Below are 15,991 nucleotides of genomic sequence, written 5' to 3' on the forward strand. Positions count from 1 at the left end.
CAGATAACTGCGCAAAAGATGAGAGATGTTTCTCGGGGTTTATATGGACTATTCTTTTTTTGCAGGTTTATTCCCTTGATCGCAGGACGCGATGTTTACGCAACCACTTTAACGGCTAATATCTAGTCCGCACAAACTTTTATGCGGACAGATACGGAAAAAATTAGCGCAAAGAATCGATAAAAAGCGCAATAAAAATAGTGCAAAAATCTTACGTTAGACCTGCATTTAATGTGCATAAAAACATGTGAATTCGCGCTTGTTTTTATGCCACACCTTCAGCGTAAAAATTAGACGTGCAATTTCAGCGCGTTTCAATCTTTCACGTTGCGTGATGTTTATTGCGTAGCCTGAAGCCAGAAATACCATCCCCATTATTGGAGACAGCAGCCAATGTTTGAAACCCTATTACACTCTATCGTTAATGCGATCAATGGCATTTTGTGGGGCTACGTTTTAATTTACGTGCTGTTAAGTGCGGGTGTATTTTTTACGCTGCGTTTCGGTTTTATCCAATCGCGGATTTTTCGTAGCAACGTGTTCAAGCGCGAACCAGGACATGCAGGTGATGGGATTACTGGCTTTCAGGCGTTTGCGACTGGCATTGCCAGTCGCGTTGGCACCGGCAATATTGTCGGCGTCGCGGTTGCACTGACGGTAGGTGGTCCGGGCGCGATTTTCTGGATGTGGGTGGTGGCGCTGTTAGGGATGTCATCAGCGTTTGTCGAAGCGACGTTAGCGCAAATTTTTAAGGTGAAAAATGAAAGCGGTGGCTTCCGCGGTGGCCCCAGTTACTACATTCAAATTGGTTTGGGTTCACGGGTTTTCGGGATTGTATTTGCGCTGTCACTGATACTCGCCTTTGGGTTTGTGTTCAATGCGGTACAAGTGCAATCCATCGCAGAAACCATGGACATTTCTTTCGGTATTCCGCGTCACTGGGTTGGTATGGCATTGGTGTTGTTGACAGCACCGGTTATTTTTGGCGGCATCCGACGCGTGGCAAAATTCTCCGCGATCGTGGTGCCGATTCTGGCGCTGGGCTATCTCGGCGTAGCCGCTTTTGTGTTGCTGACACATCTTGGTGAATTGCCGGGTGTGATCAGTTTGATTGTTAAAAGTGCGTTCGGTCTAGAGCAGGCTGTCGGTGGCACCATCGGCTATGCAATTACGTTAGCGATGATGACCGGTATCAAACGGGGTCTGTTTTCTAACGAGGCTGGCATGGGATCGGCACCGAATGCTGCAGCGGCAGCGGTAACCTCGCATCCGGTCTCGCAAGGATTGCTTCAGATGATGGGCGTGGTAGTCGATACGATGATTATTTGTACCGCTACGGCGATGATTATTTTGCTGTCTGGTGAGTACGTTCCAGGCAGCGAAACCCAAGGCGCTAGCCTCACGCATGCGGCGCTCACAGCCCATTTTGGCGCGAGCGGCGGGATCTTTCTAACCATTGCCATTTTCTTTTTCGCGTATTCATCGGTACTCGGTAATTACGCCTACGCAGAAGGCAACGTCCAGTTCATCAGCAAGCAGCCGTTGGTGCTGTTTATATTCCGACTCTGCGTACTCGCCATGGTGATGTTTGGTGCGACCGGTAGTTTGCCGCTGGTCTGGGCGATGGCCGATACCAGCGCGGGTTTAATGGCGTTGATTAACTTGGTCGCCATCGTATTGCTCAGCAAATATGCCTACGTGGCGTGGCGCGATTATCTGGAACAGAAAAAGCGCGGGATTGAGGCTCCACAATTTACCCGCGATACCATCCCCGGTTTGCGTGATAGGTTGCCCAAGGATGTTTGGTAATTTATTTCCGGGTTCCTGTATTCTATGGAAACAGTCAGCAATACGCTGACTGTTTTTGCTTAGTGCGCTTAAAGCAATAAATGACGATGACAAGTTTTTCGTTGACTAAAAAATAATAAATAAAGCCGCTGAAATTGCCGTCATCGTCAACAGAATACGAATGACAAAACGACGGCTGATAGCAAGAACCACACGCCATAGCAGCAAACAATAGCCGATCCAGCCGCAAATTTTAGAGCGAAATATCTAGCACGGTCGTACTTTTTTACCCCTATAATCAATTTTTGATTTTATTCCAAGAGGTCGTTATGGCATTGCCCGCCGTGTTGCAAAACCTGAGCCTGCCCGTCATCGGTTCGCCGTTGTTTATCGCCAGTGGACCGGCGTTGGTGGCGGCGCAATGCAAGGCCGGTATCGTTGGCGCATTCCCTGCGCTCAATGCGCGTCCGGCGGCACAACTGGATGTCTGGCTCACGCAATTGCAAACCGAACTGGCGGCTTATCAGGCCGAACATCCACACGCCAAAGTCGGTCCCATCGCCGTTAATCAGATTGTCCATCAATCCAACGACCGTCTGGCGCACGATGTTGAGATGTGCGTCAAGCATCAAGTCCCCATCATCATCTCTAGTCTGCGTGCGCCGCCGAAAGAAATGATGGATGCGATTCACAGCTACGGCGGCATCGTTTTGCACGACGTGATTTCGATCCGGCATGCGGAAAAAGCGCTGGAAGCCGGCGTCGATGGCCTGATTCTGGTGGCCTCCGGCGCGGGTGGACATGCGGGACCGTTGTCACCGTTCGCGCTGGTCGGTGAAGTGCGCAAATTCTATTCCGGCACGATAGCGTTATCCGGCGCGATAGCCACTGGCGACGCGATTTTGGCAGCGCAAGCGATGGGCGCTGATTTGGCGTATATCGGCTCGCGCTGGCTAGCAACCAAAGAAGCCAATGTCGATGACGCCTATCGTCAAGCCATCGTCGATTCCTCGGCTTCTGACATCGTCTATACCAATCTTTTCACCGGCATTCACGGCAATTACCTCAAAAAATCGATCGTAAATGCAGGCCTCGATCCGGATAACTTACCGGAAGCGGATAAAACCAAAATGAATTTTGGTTCAGGCGGTTCTGGCGCAAAGGCGTGGCGCGATATCTGGGGCGCCGGGCAGGGCGTGGGATTGATGAATGATGTGCCGACAGTTGCCGCGATGGTGGAGCGGTTGAAGGAAGAATATCAGGCTGCGCGGCAGCGATTGGCGCTGTAGGCTTGAAGCTGGCTTGACTGGGGCTTGCCGTAAGGGGCAGCAAGAGTAGTTAGCGCGACGCATTTTTTAGAATACATGAGAATCAAAAAAGCCCGGTAAGAACGTCTTACCGGGCTTTTTGTCGTGCGTCATTATTTCCGATTCTTTACCACTTCTTGCCCCACTACTAAATCCAGCGTCCATTTAAGCGGATTCGCATCTGCGGGCGGATTCGGCATACGCTCCTCCAATATTCGCAAGCGATACTCAATCCCCGGTTGTGGCGTAAAGCCGGCAATATCCCCATACCAGAGTTGCCATGGGGCTTTTTTGTCTTCGCGGATTTGGTAGCAGCTGGTTTGCATTACTCCGGCATTACAGGGAGCTTTTTCAGCGGCGACGTAGATAAATCTGATTTTGGCAGTCGCGCCGATTTTTTCGCGGGCGCGAAAAGTCATGGTCTTGCCATCGACGGTCTGCAATTCCAATACGCGTCCGTTGATTTTGTAGTTATTCACGGCGAGCAGTTTATCGAGGAAATCGGCCTCGAAACGCATAGCTGGTTCCGGGCAAGCCATCCGCGTTGTGACCGCTTCAACAATCGTCAATCGACCTGGGCCGCGCATCGAGAACGGTGCCGTGAACTGGTTACACCAGGCGCGACCACTTACGCGTCCTTCGCCTTTTTCATTGCTGAAATTCAGAATCACCGGATCGCCATTGTCGCCGTTCGGAATCACATGGTTAGGCCAATTGGTCAGCTCCCAGCGCGAAGACAACAACAAAGGATCATCAGCGACCGGGCTTTCTCGTGGCGCTTGTCCGGCGCAGGCTGCCAGTATTGCGCCGGCTCCCAAAATGGTGATCAGCCGGCCGGCGAAAGTAAGCGCGGAAAAATTTAGCATTATTTTTTACTCCAAAGCATTATTAGCAAACGCAGTGTATTTGTTGCAGGACTCGCGTAAAACTTCAGACCGCGTTGATGAAGGGGTGTTTTACGTAAGCGTTTCAATGGCTTATTTTATAGCAGAGCGTACTAACGGGAGGATTGTTTCTTGATGGAAACTAAATTTTGGGATAAATTTATGGTGCAGACGACAAGTTATTCCAGCCATTTAGCTTGACTGGCGGCCAGCGCAACCGCCAGACACAGCACGCCGACCAACGCTAACGCCGCATGCAAACCGAAGCCGTGCGCCAGAAAACCGATCATCGGCGGGCCGATCAAACCGCCGCCATAACTCAGCGTGGCAACGCCAGCTAAAGCGGTTGATCCATGCCGACCCGCCGCACTAAACACAAATGGAAATACCGTTGCAACACCGACGCCAGTGAGCGCAAAGCCAACGATAGAAAGGGGAATATTATCAGCCACAAGGGCGATCAACATGCCAACGCCCGCGATCAAAGCGCCTGCGGTAACGACTTTTCGTGCATTAAATCGCTCTTTCAGGCGATCTCCGATCAGCCGGGTCAGCAACATCATCGCTGCGAAGGCCGCAAACGCTAAAGGTGCAGTACCGTCGGTAGCTTGCAGCCAGTCTTTCATATAGACGCCGCTCCAATCTGCTATCGAGCCCTCAACAATCGCTCCGCAAAAGCCGATAACGCCAAGCACAATCAGCGGGCCATGTGGCACGGAAAAATACTTTTTGCCCGAAACCGGCTCAGGCCGATCAGGTGGCAACGTCTGGTAGCAAAGCCACAGCGGTAGTGCAAATGTGGCGGTCAATATGCTGAAATGCGCCAAAGGCGACATGCCGATTCCCGCCAACGCACTACCGAATAAAGCGCCAGATAAAGTGCCAACGCAAAACCAGGCATGCAATAACGACATAATCGAGCGACCAGCAATTTTCTCAGCAGTAGCACCCAACGCATTGATGGCGACATCGAAACAGCCGGAACAAATACCCAAGATAGTCATGGCAAGCATCAGCCACGCTATATTCGGTGCCAGCGCCAGACAAGGCATGGTCACCAATAACCCAACCCCTGCATACCCGGCGCTGTGACGCGCACCGAAATGCCCGGTCATCCACGCCGCAAGCGGAAACGAACCCACCGCCCCAATTCCGGCGCACAGCAATACCAGACTCAATTCAGCTGGATCAAGTTGCAATGCATCGCGCACAGCCGGGATACGTGAGGCCCAACTTGCGTAGACGATACCCAGCAGGATGAATAAAAGCGGTAAAGCTGCTTGCCGCATGCGGCTGATGGATAGGACGGGGAAAGCGAGTTGCATAGGCATTCAGGCAAAAGTGATACAGGAGTCGGGCGAGATGAATGCAAAGTAATATGAAGTGGATCGATGAGCCGCCGTCCTGGAATGACTCTCCCGCCCCGATAGTTAGTCTCCCGCAGTTTTCTGCAAGTGCTTAGGCAATGCATCCAGCAAAGCCTGACAATCCGCATCCGATCCAACGGTAATGCGTAAAAATTGTGCAATCCGCGCGCTCGTAAAGTGACGCACGATGATGCCGTCGCTGCGCAATCCGGCAGCAACTTCTGCGGCATCATGTTGCGGATGGCGGGCAAACACAAAGTTGGCAGCGGATGGCAGCACTTCAAAACCGAGCTTGGTTAGTCCTTCAACCAGTGTATTGCGGCTTTTGATAACGGCTAATCGGGTGTATTCGAAATGGGCCTGATCTTCTATCGCGGCGGTCGCGCCAGCAATTGCCATGCGATCCAACGGATAGGAGTTAAAGCTGTTTTTGACGCGTTCCAGTGCGATGATCAGATCTGGATGTCCGACGGCAAAACCCACTCGCAGACCGGCCAGCGAACGCGATTTGGACAGCGTGTGTACTACTAGCAAATTCGGATAACGTGAGACCAGCGCAATCGCGCTTTCGCCGCCAAAGTCGATATACGCCTCATCCACAATCACTGTGCTATCCGGTTGCGAGGCGACTAGCCGTTCGACTTCGGATAAGGGCAGCAAACAGCCGGTCGGCGCATTCGGATTAGGAAAAATGATCCCGCCGTTTTTTCCTGCGTTGAGATAATCATCTACCCGAATCGTAAAATCGTCGGCGAGCGGGATGGTCTTATAGGCAACTTGATACAGGTTGGAATAGGTCGGATAAAAGCTGTACGTGATGTCCGGGTACAGAATCGGATCGTCGTGTTGCAGCAAAGCATGGAAGGCATGCGCCAGAACTTCATCCGAACCATTGCCGACAAATACGTGCGCGGGCGTAATCCCATGTTCGGCGTTTTGTGCCGCAATTGCCAGTTTAAGCGGCTCGGAATCCGGATTTGGATACAGTCGTAATGCCGAGGTTGCTTCGCGCTGAATGGCCGCGATCGCTAACGGCGACGGCCCATACGGATTTTCGTTGGTATTGAGTTTGATCAGATTACTGATCTTTGGCTGTTCGCCAGGCGTGTAAGGCGTCAGGCGGCTGACGATAGGACTCCAGTATTTGCTCATGGGGATCAATTAAGTGGTGGCTCGTAAGGCGATTAAACGCGGTAAGTGACGATCGGTAATGAAAGTAACGACAGGCAAGCCCTAATAGTAGCAGTAGCAAAGCCAGCAGTGTTCGGAGGCTGCTTTGCGATTTGATTCCGTACTCTTGGCGGCTGGCCGTACATTTATCGCACATCTGCAGCGCTAACTTATCGCGGCGGTCCTGCTAACATGCTGGGCTAATTGCAACCAAATGGTCACTGGCATGCTCAATACATCTCAAAACTTGCCTATTTGCGGACTTGGTCAAACCTTAATAAGGTATCCAACTGACATTATTTAATCACTATTTGCCTGCTGCCGAGATGCGCGGGTACTTTATCTTTAACCTATTTGTAACTGAAACAGGAGTTCACGATTGAACACTTTTGCACTCGATCAACTTGATTCGCTGTGGAATTTTTTGGCAACGTCTTCGCTGCACTATGCTGTTAATGCCGTGCTGGCGATTGTTATATTGTTGTTGGGCTGGTGGTTTTCTTCCAAATTAGCATCGACATTTGAGCGTCTGCTGATCCGTTCTAACGTGGATGCAACCTTGCGACCGGTGTTACGCAACGTTTTGTTATGGTTAATCCGTTTGATCACGTTGATTGCGGTATTGGGCCAGTTCGGCGTGCAAACCGCTAGTATCGTCGCGGTGCTGGGCGCGGCCAGTTTGGCGATTGGCTTGGCCTTGCAAGGCACGTTGCAAAACATCGCGGCGGGGATGATGCTGCTGTTTTTGCGCCCATTTCAGGTCGGCGAATATATTGCTAACAGCAGCGCCGAAGGTACTGTGGATGAAATCGGACTTTTTGCCACCAAGCTGACTAAATCGGATGGCGTATGTTTGTTTGTGCCGAACAATCAGTTATGGAATAGCGCAGTGACCAACTATAGTCGCCATACCCGGCGGCGCATGGATTTGCCGATTGGCATTGATTATAAAAATGATCCGGCGATTGCAATTAGTGCTTTAACCGCATTGCTCGAAGCCGATCCACGCATCTTGAAGCTGCCAGCGCCGCTGGTGGTGGTTGATGATCACGCCGAGAGCGCCGTGATGCTGAAACTACGTTTTTGGACCCAGACGTCTGATTTTTGGGCAGTGCGCTGGGATATTAGTCAAAAAATTAAGCCGACGCTGGATGCCATCGGCTTTTCAATTCCATTTCCGGTACGCGAATACCGGCGTGAAGCACCGCGGACGCCAAAGGCTTTGTAAGTTAGCGTCGTATAGATGGATTGGCTGCCTCGATGGCAATAGATTATCGATTTTTCATTTGCGCAACCGATTGATGATGTTAGTCGAGACAGCTTTTTTTTGTCAGGATTTTATTGTTCATCCAGGCTGGCTGCCAGCTTTAAGGAAAGAATCCGCACATTACCATGGTGCTCTTCCGTCATCGTTGACGTCATTGTATTTCCCTCCGCGGGACTTGTCGCCAATGCAGGCGCGGCAAGCTGGACATTCTGAAGATTGCAATTTTCTCGCAATATGGCGACCAATTCCTTCGAACCACCTGAAAAAGAAAATGTCCCGTCTTGTATATTATTGCCAGTGAAGACATACGCTAAGCCGATGGGGACATTCCTGAGGTAAAGCGCACTGCCTAATTTGAAATTATCGCCCAACGCAAATATCGCGTAATTGGTATCCAGACCTAATTGCAGGTTAAGCCACAGCGTATTTTCTCTTCCATCGTTTTTAATACCGCAGCAGGCTATCGCAATTAGCGTGGCGATTCCCGTAATCGCGGGCGTCATCGGAGAAATATTCTCGCCGATATTCTGGATGCCGACGCCCAGCGCATTAAGGATGCCCGGCAAATAGCCTGGAATGTTGGACAGTCCGGCCAGCGTCGCGTGGCGGACGGTCTGCGAAGAGTCGATGGTTTTGTTGGTCATGCCAAGCTCTACTGCCAATGTAATCTGAAACGGCGTCGTGAATCCGGTGATGCTGAAATTGGGGACGGGAATCGCAAGCGGGAATTGCAGCTCCGCCCTCAGCAGACCTTGGCTAATAAAGTGAATATCATCGGTTTTTCTGGTATGCGGCTTAGAAGCGCCAGTATGTTTCAACGCCATGTAATAGGCTTTCACCCCGGCTATTGATCCTGCTATGCCTGTCTCGGCATGATCTAAAAGGCATTGCCATTCTGAGGGTAGGCACACACAGGTCGGGGCGAATTTCAAAGAAGTCCCTAATCCAGTGCCAGCTGATAGCGTAGCCGGTTGAAAAACGCAGAAACACGTACGGAATAAGTTGAGCAATTTGCAAGATTCGATCAGATTGCCGCGTTTTATATTCTGTGCAATTTCAGTCGTATTTGAGGTCGAATGGGGATCTTCATTTTCTGCATTTATAAAATAATGCGAGAGCGGAAATAGACGATTTTTTGGCTGCGTTGCGACGACAGCGATTGTTTCTGTGCAATTTGAAAGGGTTTTTACCTGCCGGGCAAACGACGATTCGGATGGTGGGGGATGTTGATGTGAGATTGCAGAAACCGCGCTGATATTGGCATTTATACTGTGCATAAATATTTCCTGTTTTAAGATGAGGGATAAATCATCTGATGGGTATGCCGTATTGAAAATGGTAATTTTTGCCAAAAAAAATGGTGGGCAGGGATAACCTGACCACCATTTTTTATGGCATTAAGCATTCATGCGTTAGTTCGCTGTTGATCTGATTGAGCGGCGATATGACTGCATTAATACGTATAAAACATCCGTTGAATGTCTTTGGTATTGTTTGTTTTAGTCAGCGCCAGCATCAACAAAATGCGCGCTTTTTGCGCATTCAGCGTATCCGCTACAACGAAGTCCAGTACATCGTCATTGGCTTCGCCGTTACGCGCCAATATGCCTTGGCCGACGCGGCTGGCACGCACAATAATTACGCCCTTTTTCCGCGCGGCTACCAGCGGGGCGCGCATTTGCGCCGCGATACTGCCGTCGCCTACGCCAGCGTGGATGATGCCTTTGGCACCAGCGGCGACTTGCGCATCCAGCGCCACGCTATTCATATCTGCATAGCCGTAGACGATATCGACTTTTGGCAAGACATCCAGATTGGTGATATCGAATTCGGTTTCGAGGGTATTTTTGCGGGTTGACTGGCGATAAAAGTAGGGTTTGTTGCCTTGAATGTAGCCCAGCATGCCAAGCTCGGTGGACTTGAAGGTGTCGGTAGTCGAGGTATTGGTTTTGGTCACTTCACGCGCCGCATTAATCTGATCGTTTAAGGTCACTAATACGCCTTTGCCAATCGCCTCTTTGCTGCCTGCCAGCAAAACCGCGTTATACAAATTGATAGGTCCGTCTGCCGACAGCGCGGTGGCGGGCCGCATTGCGCCGACGATGACGACTGGCTTGTGACTTTTTACAGTGAGATCAAGAAAGTAGGCAGTTTCTTCGATGGTATCGGTGCCGTGCGTGATGACAATGCCATCCACATCCGGTTGCGCCAACAACACATTCACGCGCTTGGCTAGCTTTAGCCAATGATCCACGGTCATGCTTTCGCTGGCGATCTGGAATACTTGCTCACCCTTGACGTTGGCGACATTTTTTAGCTCAGGCACAGCGGAGATCAATTTTTCTACGCCGAGCGTGGCAGAGGTATAGCCGACCGTCGTTGTGCTGGTGGCACCCGTACCGGCAATTGTGCCGCCGGTTGCCAGAATGACGACATTCGGTAATTTTTGCGCAACCGCCGGAGCTTCTTGCGCGGTGGCGTTGGTCAGAGCGCTCGATAGCAGCAACGCGCCAAACATTAATTGGAGATAGGGACGAAGAGAAGGCTGAAAACGAGCGCGAAATTGTGGCGAAACCATATATCTCCTGATTGTGATGATTTTTATAAGTGTGCTTCTTTATGACGACGATTCAGCTGCGGCTTGTGGCATCAAACAGCCTCAAACGCGAGGATGTTTGCGCTAACAATAATAGGCCTGAACTGCATCGCCCACGCACTCTAGGGAGATCGGTGAAAAAATGCTAATGCTGGTTATGCATAAGTTTATGCATAACCAGCATTACATGCGCCTAATCGCCAGAATTAACTATTTAACGTTATCCCAGGTCGAACAGCAAGGCGTCTCAGAGCAGCAACGATGCCGCAATCGCCCACATCACCAGCGCGATGATCCCGTCCAATACGCGCCATGCGATCGGCTTAGCAAATAACGGTGCCGCAAAACGTGCACCGAAGCCAAGACTGAAAAACCACAATGACGAAGCCAGCATTGCGCCAGCAGCAAACAGAATGCGGCCGATGCCGATCTCTTGGCCGCCGATTGATCCTAGCAAGACCACGGTATCCAGATAAGCATGCGGATTGAGCAAACTAAATGCTAGCGCGCTGGCAATTACAGCAGCGTGACGTGGCGGCGCGGTGGGTGCGGCGGCCGTTGACAGTGCGCTTGGTTTCCAAGCAGCCAGCGCTGAACGGATGCCGTAACAGACCAAAAATGCCGCGCCGCCCCATTTAGAGAAGGCGAACAATGAAGGATTATTGGCGATTAGCGCGCCCACCCCTGCGACGCCAAACGCGATCAGCAAAGAGTCGCACAGGCCGCAGATAAGCACCGATGTAAGTACATACTGACGTTGCAACCCTTGCCGCAAAATAAACGCATTTTGCGCGCCGATGGCGATAATCAGGCCGCCTCCCAGTCCCATTCCTTTGATAAATGCTGCGCTTTCCATGACAACTCCTTAATGCAATAACGTAGCTTAAAGGGCTGCCAAATATAAGTACAATGAATGACTCTACTGATTAATAAGCATTTCTTATATTGAGGATCTATGAAGAATCTCGACTATCGCGGTCTTGCTGCGTTGGATGCCGTGGTGGCGCTAGGCAGTTTTGAGAAGGCGGCGTTGTCGCTGCATATCAGCCAGTCTGCCGTCTCGCAGCGGATACGGACCATGGAAGAGTTGGCGGGCGCGTTGTTGATCGTGCGGGCGCAACCGCCGTTTGCGACGATTTTGGGCCAGCGCCTGATTGCGCATTATCGGCAGGTCAAATTGATGGAGGCGGCGCTGGAGATCGATGTCGGCGCGCCCGGCAGCTTGCCCGATATCGCTATCGCGGTAAATGCCGATACGCTCGCAACGTGGTTGTTGCCAGCGTTGGCACCGATCCTTAACCCGCCGCAATGTCAATTGACGATATTAATAGACGACCAGGATCACACTTTGCAATTGTTGCGCGAAGGCAGCGTTTTCGCCTGCGTTACCAGCTTAATGACAGCCGTAGCCGGTACAACGGCTACGCCACTCGGGGTCGAACGGTATATTTGCGCAGCATCGCCAGAGTTTGCACAACGCTGGTTCAGCAGCGGTTTTACTTCAGCCGCCGTAGCGCAGGCACCCGCAGTCGTGTTCAATCAAAAAGATGCTCTGCACACTCGTTTTTTGGATTGGCGTTTAGGCTGGCAGGCAGCATTTCCGCATCATTCGATTGCCTCGGCGGAAGCGTTTGAGCGCTTTGTCCATAATGGCCTTGGCTACGGCATGTTGCCGATGTTGCAAATCGAACAGGCATTGGCAGAAGGAAAATTAGTGGATTTGACGCCGGGCGATGGCATCGACGTGCCGTTGGTGTGGCACGCCTGGAATATTCAGACGCCCTTGACCGAGGCTTTATCCAAGCAGATTATCAAGACTGCGCGAGAGAGTCTGCACTATGATCCGGCGACGAGTGCAAATGCAGCGTCAGATAGTCGATAAAAACGCGCATTTTTAGGGCCATATAGCGATTCGGCAGATATTGTAGAAACGCTGTTCCCTGATACGCCGCAAGGAATTCCCAGTCGGTCAGCACGCGCACGATTAATCCTTCTTCTAGCGCAGCCGTTGCCGTGAAATGCGGCAGGCAACCGATGCCCAGATGCTGCAAAATGCCATCCAGCCGCACGCCGCTGTGATTGGCGATATAGCGGCCATGCACTTTGATGGTGGTGGTCTCGCCGCCACGTCTGAAATGCCATTCGGCATCATTGGCGGTTTCGCCCAGATAGATGCAATTGTGTCCGCTCAACGCGCCGGGATGGTCCGGCGTGCCGTGTTCCGCCAGATAGCGCGGGGTGGCGCACAATACTTGCGTCACCTGCATTAATGGTCGTGCGACGACACCGTCGGGCGGGTTGTCTGTCATATAGATGGCTAAATCGACATCATCGTTGTTCAAGTCAGGCTGGCGATCGGTCAGAATCAATTGCACGTCAACTTCGGGGTATTGTTGCAAAAATGCTGGCATCAGCGGACTAATGACCGTCTTGCCAAAGGCTTTCGGCATACTGACCCGTATTAATCCTTGCGGCAGTGAGACGAATTGTTGTGCCACATCCATCGCGCTTTTTGCTGCGGCGACCATTTTTTGACAATCACGATAGGCTTCTTTACCCGGCTCACTTAGCCGTAATTTACGCGTAGTTCGCTCCAGAAGCCGTACCGATAGCGATTGTTCCAGCCGTGTGACCTGACGGCTGACAGCGGAGGGCGTCAGCCCCAATTCTAATGCGGCGGCGGAAAAACTGCCCGTCTCGACGACGCGTACAAACACCGCCATATCTGGCAACAGTTTGATAAAGCGATTATTTCCCAAGCTATTTCTCCTACGGCATCGTTCTTATTTATTCGCCATACGCACAAGTGTTGTTCTGTATGACCAGATTATCGTGCTTCTAAGAATAAAACATAATTGTCGCAATGTTTTATTTTTGACTCTCTTTGGAAGCAAGTTCATGTCAATTTCGCCAAAAAGGCTGTGGATCGCCGATGTCATGTTGCTGCTGGTCGCGGTGGTCTGGGGCACAAGTTACGGCGTCGCCAAGCACGCACTCGTGTTTTATCCGGTACTCGGCTTTCTGGCATTGCGGTTTTGTCTCACGTTTATTGCGTTGTCGCCGTCGTTGCTTCAGTTGCGCCATCCAGAGGGCCGCGCAGCTTTGTGGGCAGGCCTGCCGCTGGGATTGATTTTGTTGTCGGTGTTTATATGCGAAACCTTCGGTATCGCGCTGACACAGGCGTCTAACGCCGCTTTTCTGATTAGTTTGTGTATCGTTTTCACGCCCTTTGTCGAATGGGCCGTAATGGGGCAGCGGCCACCATCGAGTGCGTTTGTGGTCGCGTTTATTTCATTACTCGGAACATGGTTGCTAACGTTCGGCGCTAGTCTGACCTTCAATCTGGGCGATGGGCTGATCTTAATGGCAGCATTATTGCGCGCATTGATGGTCTGCATGACTAAGCGGCTGACGGTGGGGAAGAAAATGGCGACCTTAACGCTGACCGCAGTGCAATCCGGTGTGGTCGGGTTTGGCAGCCTGATTATCGCCGCTGTTGTCCTCAAAGATGGCTTGCCATCATTGCCGCAGGCTTCGGCATTTTGGAGTAGTACGGCCTATTTAGTCGTGTTTTGCACGATCTTCGCCTTTTTTGCGCAAACCTATGCAGTGCGTCGTAGCAGCCCGACGCGGGTGTCGTTACTAATGGGAAGTGAGCCGTTATTTGGCGCGCTGTTCGCGGCAATATGGCTGGGGGAAAAACTCAGCACCGTGTCTTGGATAGGTGGTGGATTGATTGTCGGAGCGACATTATGGGCGACGCTACCAGGAAACGGATTGCTAAAAGCGGCAACGTTCTGGCGGCAAAAAACGACTTAATCTTAAGTGAATGCGCGTGAAAACAGCGCAATGTAGCAGGGCAGATGCGTAACCGGCATCTGCCCCGCAAATGATTAACGCGTTACAGGCTTGTACCGAATCCGCTTAGGTTTGGCACCTTCTTCACCCAGGCGCTTACGCTTATCGGCTTCATATTCCTGATAATTGCCGTCAAAGAACGTAACCTGCGAATTGCTTTCAAACGCAAGGATATGGGTCGCAATCCGATCCAGGAACCAGCGATCATGCGAGATCACCATCACGCTACCGGCAAACTCCAGCAACGCATCTTCCAGCGCCCGCAATGTTTCTACGTCAAGATCGTTTGACGGTTCATCCAGCAGCAGAACGTTGCCGCCTTGCAGCAATGTTTTGGCCAGATGCAAACGTCCACGCTCACCGCCGGACAGATTGCCGACGATTTTTTGCTGATCCCCACCTTTGAAGTTGAAACGTCCGAGATAGGCGCGGGACGCCATTTCAAAACGACCGACCGTCAGAATGTCAGCGCCGCCGGAGACATCTTCAAATACCGTTTTACCGTCCGACAATGCATCGCGATGCTGATCGACAATGGAAACGCGGGCAGTCTGACCGATCACGACTTCGCCGCTGTCCGGTTGTTCTTTGCCGGTGATCATTTTAAACAGCGTCGATTTACCGGCACCGTTAGGGCCGATGATGCCGACAATTGCCCCGGCTGGAATCGTAAAACTGAGGTTGTCGATCAATAAGCGGTCGCCAAACGATTTGGAGACATTTTTAAATTCGATGACTTCGTTACCCAAACGCTCAGCCACGGGAATGAAGATTTCCGAGGTTTCATTACGTTTTTGGTATTCGTGTTCGCTCAATTCATTGAAGCGGGCCAGACGCGCTTTACTCTTGGCCTGACGTCCTTTTGGATTTTGGCGTACCCATTCGAGTTCTTTGGCGATCGTTTTTTGGCGCGACGATTCGGTGGCTTCTTCTTGTTTCAGGCGGTCGCCTTTTTGTTCCAGCCATGAGCTGTAATTGCCTTTCCACGGAATACCGTGGCCGCGATCCAGTTCCAGAATCCATTCGGCAGCATTATCGAGGAAGTAGCGATCATGGGTAATACCGACCACAGTGCCCGGAAAGCGTTGCAGAAATTGCTCTAGCCAATCGACCGATTCGGCGTCCAGATGGTTGGTTGGCTCGTCCAGCAGCAGCATGTCTGGTTTCGATAGCAATAAACGGCAGAGCGCGACGCGGCGTTTTTCACCACCGGACAGAACGCCGATGATGGCGTCCCATGGCGGCAAGCGCAACGCATCGGCGGCCATTTCCAGTTGCAGTTCCAGATTGCCACCGTCGGAGGTGGAAATGATCGCTTCCAGACGGCCTTGCTCGGTTGCCAATGCATCGAAATCAGCATCTGGCTCGGCGTAGGCTGCATATACAGCGTCCAGTTTTGCGCGTGCTTCAAAGGCTTCGCCCAGACCGCCTTCTACTGCCTGACGCACGGTTTGTTCTGGGTCCAATTGCGGTTCTTGCGGCAGATAGCCGATGTTCAGACCCGGCATTGGCGTGGCTTCGCCCTGAATATCGGTATCGATCCCTGCCATAATTTTCAGCAGTGTGGATTTGCCCGAGCCGTTCAGACCTAATACGCCAATCTTGGCGCCGGGGAAAAATGACAGGGAGATATCTTTCAGAATCTGGCGTTTTGGCGGCACGATCTTGCCGACCTTATTCATTGTGTAGACGTATTGGGCCATGATAGTTTTTCTCGATGGGATAAATAAGAGGGGCGTAAAAAATACGGAATA

General features: G+C 51.5%; 12 protein-coding genes and 1 pseudogene. 5 read left to right on the forward strand and 8 right to left on the reverse strand.

What is annotated here, in order from left to right:
* Window positions 1-393: 393 nt before the first annotated feature.
* Both C7W93_RS19290 and C7W93_RS19295 read left to right on the forward strand, forming a co-directional pair.
* A pseudogene (locus C7W93_RS19290) lies at window positions 394-1,806 on the forward strand (alanine/glycine:cation symporter family protein); the annotation flags it as partial.
* A gap of 311 nt (window positions 1,807-2,117) precedes the next feature.
* Window positions 2,118-3,077, forward strand: coding sequence for a nitronate monooxygenase family protein (locus C7W93_RS19295; RefSeq protein WP_108441860.1), 960 nt, complete (start codon window positions 2,118-2,120; stop codon window positions 3,075-3,077).
* A gap of 131 nt (window positions 3,078-3,208) precedes the next feature.
* On the opposite strand, the gene C7W93_RS19300 is transcribed toward C7W93_RS19295, so the two are convergent.
* The 3 genes from C7W93_RS19300 to hisC all read right to left on the reverse strand — a co-directional run bounded on the left by C7W93_RS19300 (window position 3,209) and on the right by hisC (window position 6,498).
* Window positions 3,209-3,961, reverse strand: a complete 753-nt coding sequence (locus C7W93_RS19300) for an META and DUF4377 domain-containing protein (protein ID WP_108441861.1) — start codon at window positions 3,959-3,961, stop codon at window positions 3,209-3,211.
* A gap of 197 nt (window positions 3,962-4,158) precedes the next feature.
* Window positions 4,159-5,304, reverse strand: a complete 1,146-nt coding sequence (locus tag C7W93_RS19305; protein WP_225869935.1) for an MFS transporter — start codon at window positions 5,302-5,304, stop codon at window positions 4,159-4,161.
* Between the two features lie 105 nt (window positions 5,305-5,409).
* Window positions 5,410-6,498 carry a histidinol-phosphate transaminase gene (gene hisC / locus C7W93_RS19310; RefSeq protein WP_108441863.1) on the reverse strand — a complete coding sequence of 363 codons (1,089 nt, stop codon included), beginning with the start codon at window positions 6,496-6,498 and terminating at the stop codon, window positions 5,410-5,412.
* 397 nt (window positions 6,499-6,895) lie between these two features.
* Between hisC and C7W93_RS19315 the strand changes: the two genes are divergently transcribed.
* Complete coding sequence (locus C7W93_RS19315) at window positions 6,896-7,744, forward strand: mechanosensitive ion channel family protein (protein ID WP_108441864.1); 849 nt, start codon at window positions 6,896-6,898, stop codon at window positions 7,742-7,744.
* A 110-nt stretch (window positions 7,745-7,854) separates the two neighbouring features.
* Here C7W93_RS19315 and C7W93_RS19320 read toward each other — a convergent pair whose 3' ends face one another.
* The 3 genes from C7W93_RS19320 to C7W93_RS19330 form a co-directional block, all read right to left on the reverse strand.
* Window positions 7,855-9,060, reverse strand: coding sequence for a hypothetical protein (locus tag C7W93_RS19320; protein ID WP_108441865.1), 1,206 nt, complete (start codon window positions 9,058-9,060; stop codon window positions 7,855-7,857).
* A 176-nt stretch (window positions 9,061-9,236) separates the two neighbouring features.
* The gene (locus C7W93_RS19325) at window positions 9,237-10,301 is read right to left on the reverse strand and encodes a type II asparaginase (protein WP_108442228.1); all 1,065 of its coding nucleotides are present in this window, start codon (window positions 10,299-10,301) and stop codon (window positions 9,237-9,239) included.
* Window positions 10,302-10,626: 325 nt separating this feature from the next.
* Entirely contained in the window at window positions 10,627-11,235 is a 609-nt protein-coding gene (locus tag C7W93_RS19330) for a LysE/ArgO family amino acid transporter (protein WP_108441866.1), read from the reverse strand.
* Between the two features lie 99 nt (window positions 11,236-11,334).
* Here C7W93_RS19330 and C7W93_RS19335 point away from each other — a divergent pair, with 99 nt between their 5' ends.
* Window positions 11,335-12,261, forward strand: coding sequence for a LysR family transcriptional regulator ArgP (locus C7W93_RS19335; RefSeq protein WP_108441867.1), 927 nt, complete (start codon window positions 11,335-11,337; stop codon window positions 12,259-12,261).
* Here the strand turns inward: C7W93_RS19335 and C7W93_RS19340 are convergent.
* Window positions 12,191-13,138, reverse strand: coding sequence for a LysR family transcriptional regulator (locus C7W93_RS19340; RefSeq protein ID WP_225869937.1), 948 nt, complete (start codon window positions 13,136-13,138; stop codon window positions 12,191-12,193). The two genes, C7W93_RS19335 and C7W93_RS19340, sit on opposite strands and share 71 nt — an antisense overlap.
* 139 nt (window positions 13,139-13,277) lie before the next feature.
* Between C7W93_RS19340 and C7W93_RS19345 the strand changes: the two genes are divergently transcribed.
* Window positions 13,278-14,198, forward strand: a complete 921-nt coding sequence (locus tag C7W93_RS19345; RefSeq protein WP_108441868.1) for a DMT family transporter — start codon at window positions 13,278-13,280, stop codon at window positions 14,196-14,198.
* A 74-nt stretch (window positions 14,199-14,272) separates the two neighbouring features.
* On the opposite strand, the gene ettA is transcribed toward C7W93_RS19345, so the two are convergent.
* Window positions 14,273-15,940, reverse strand: coding sequence for an energy-dependent translational throttle protein EttA (gene ettA, locus C7W93_RS19350; RefSeq protein WP_108441869.1), 1,668 nt, complete (start codon window positions 15,938-15,940; stop codon window positions 14,273-14,275).
* Window positions 15,941-15,991 lie beyond the last annotated feature (51 nt).

The sequence above is a fragment of the Glaciimonas sp. PCH181 genome (genome assembly GCF_003056055.1).
Taxonomy (GTDB): domain Bacteria; phylum Pseudomonadota; class Gammaproteobacteria; order Burkholderiales; family Burkholderiaceae_D; genus Glaciimonas.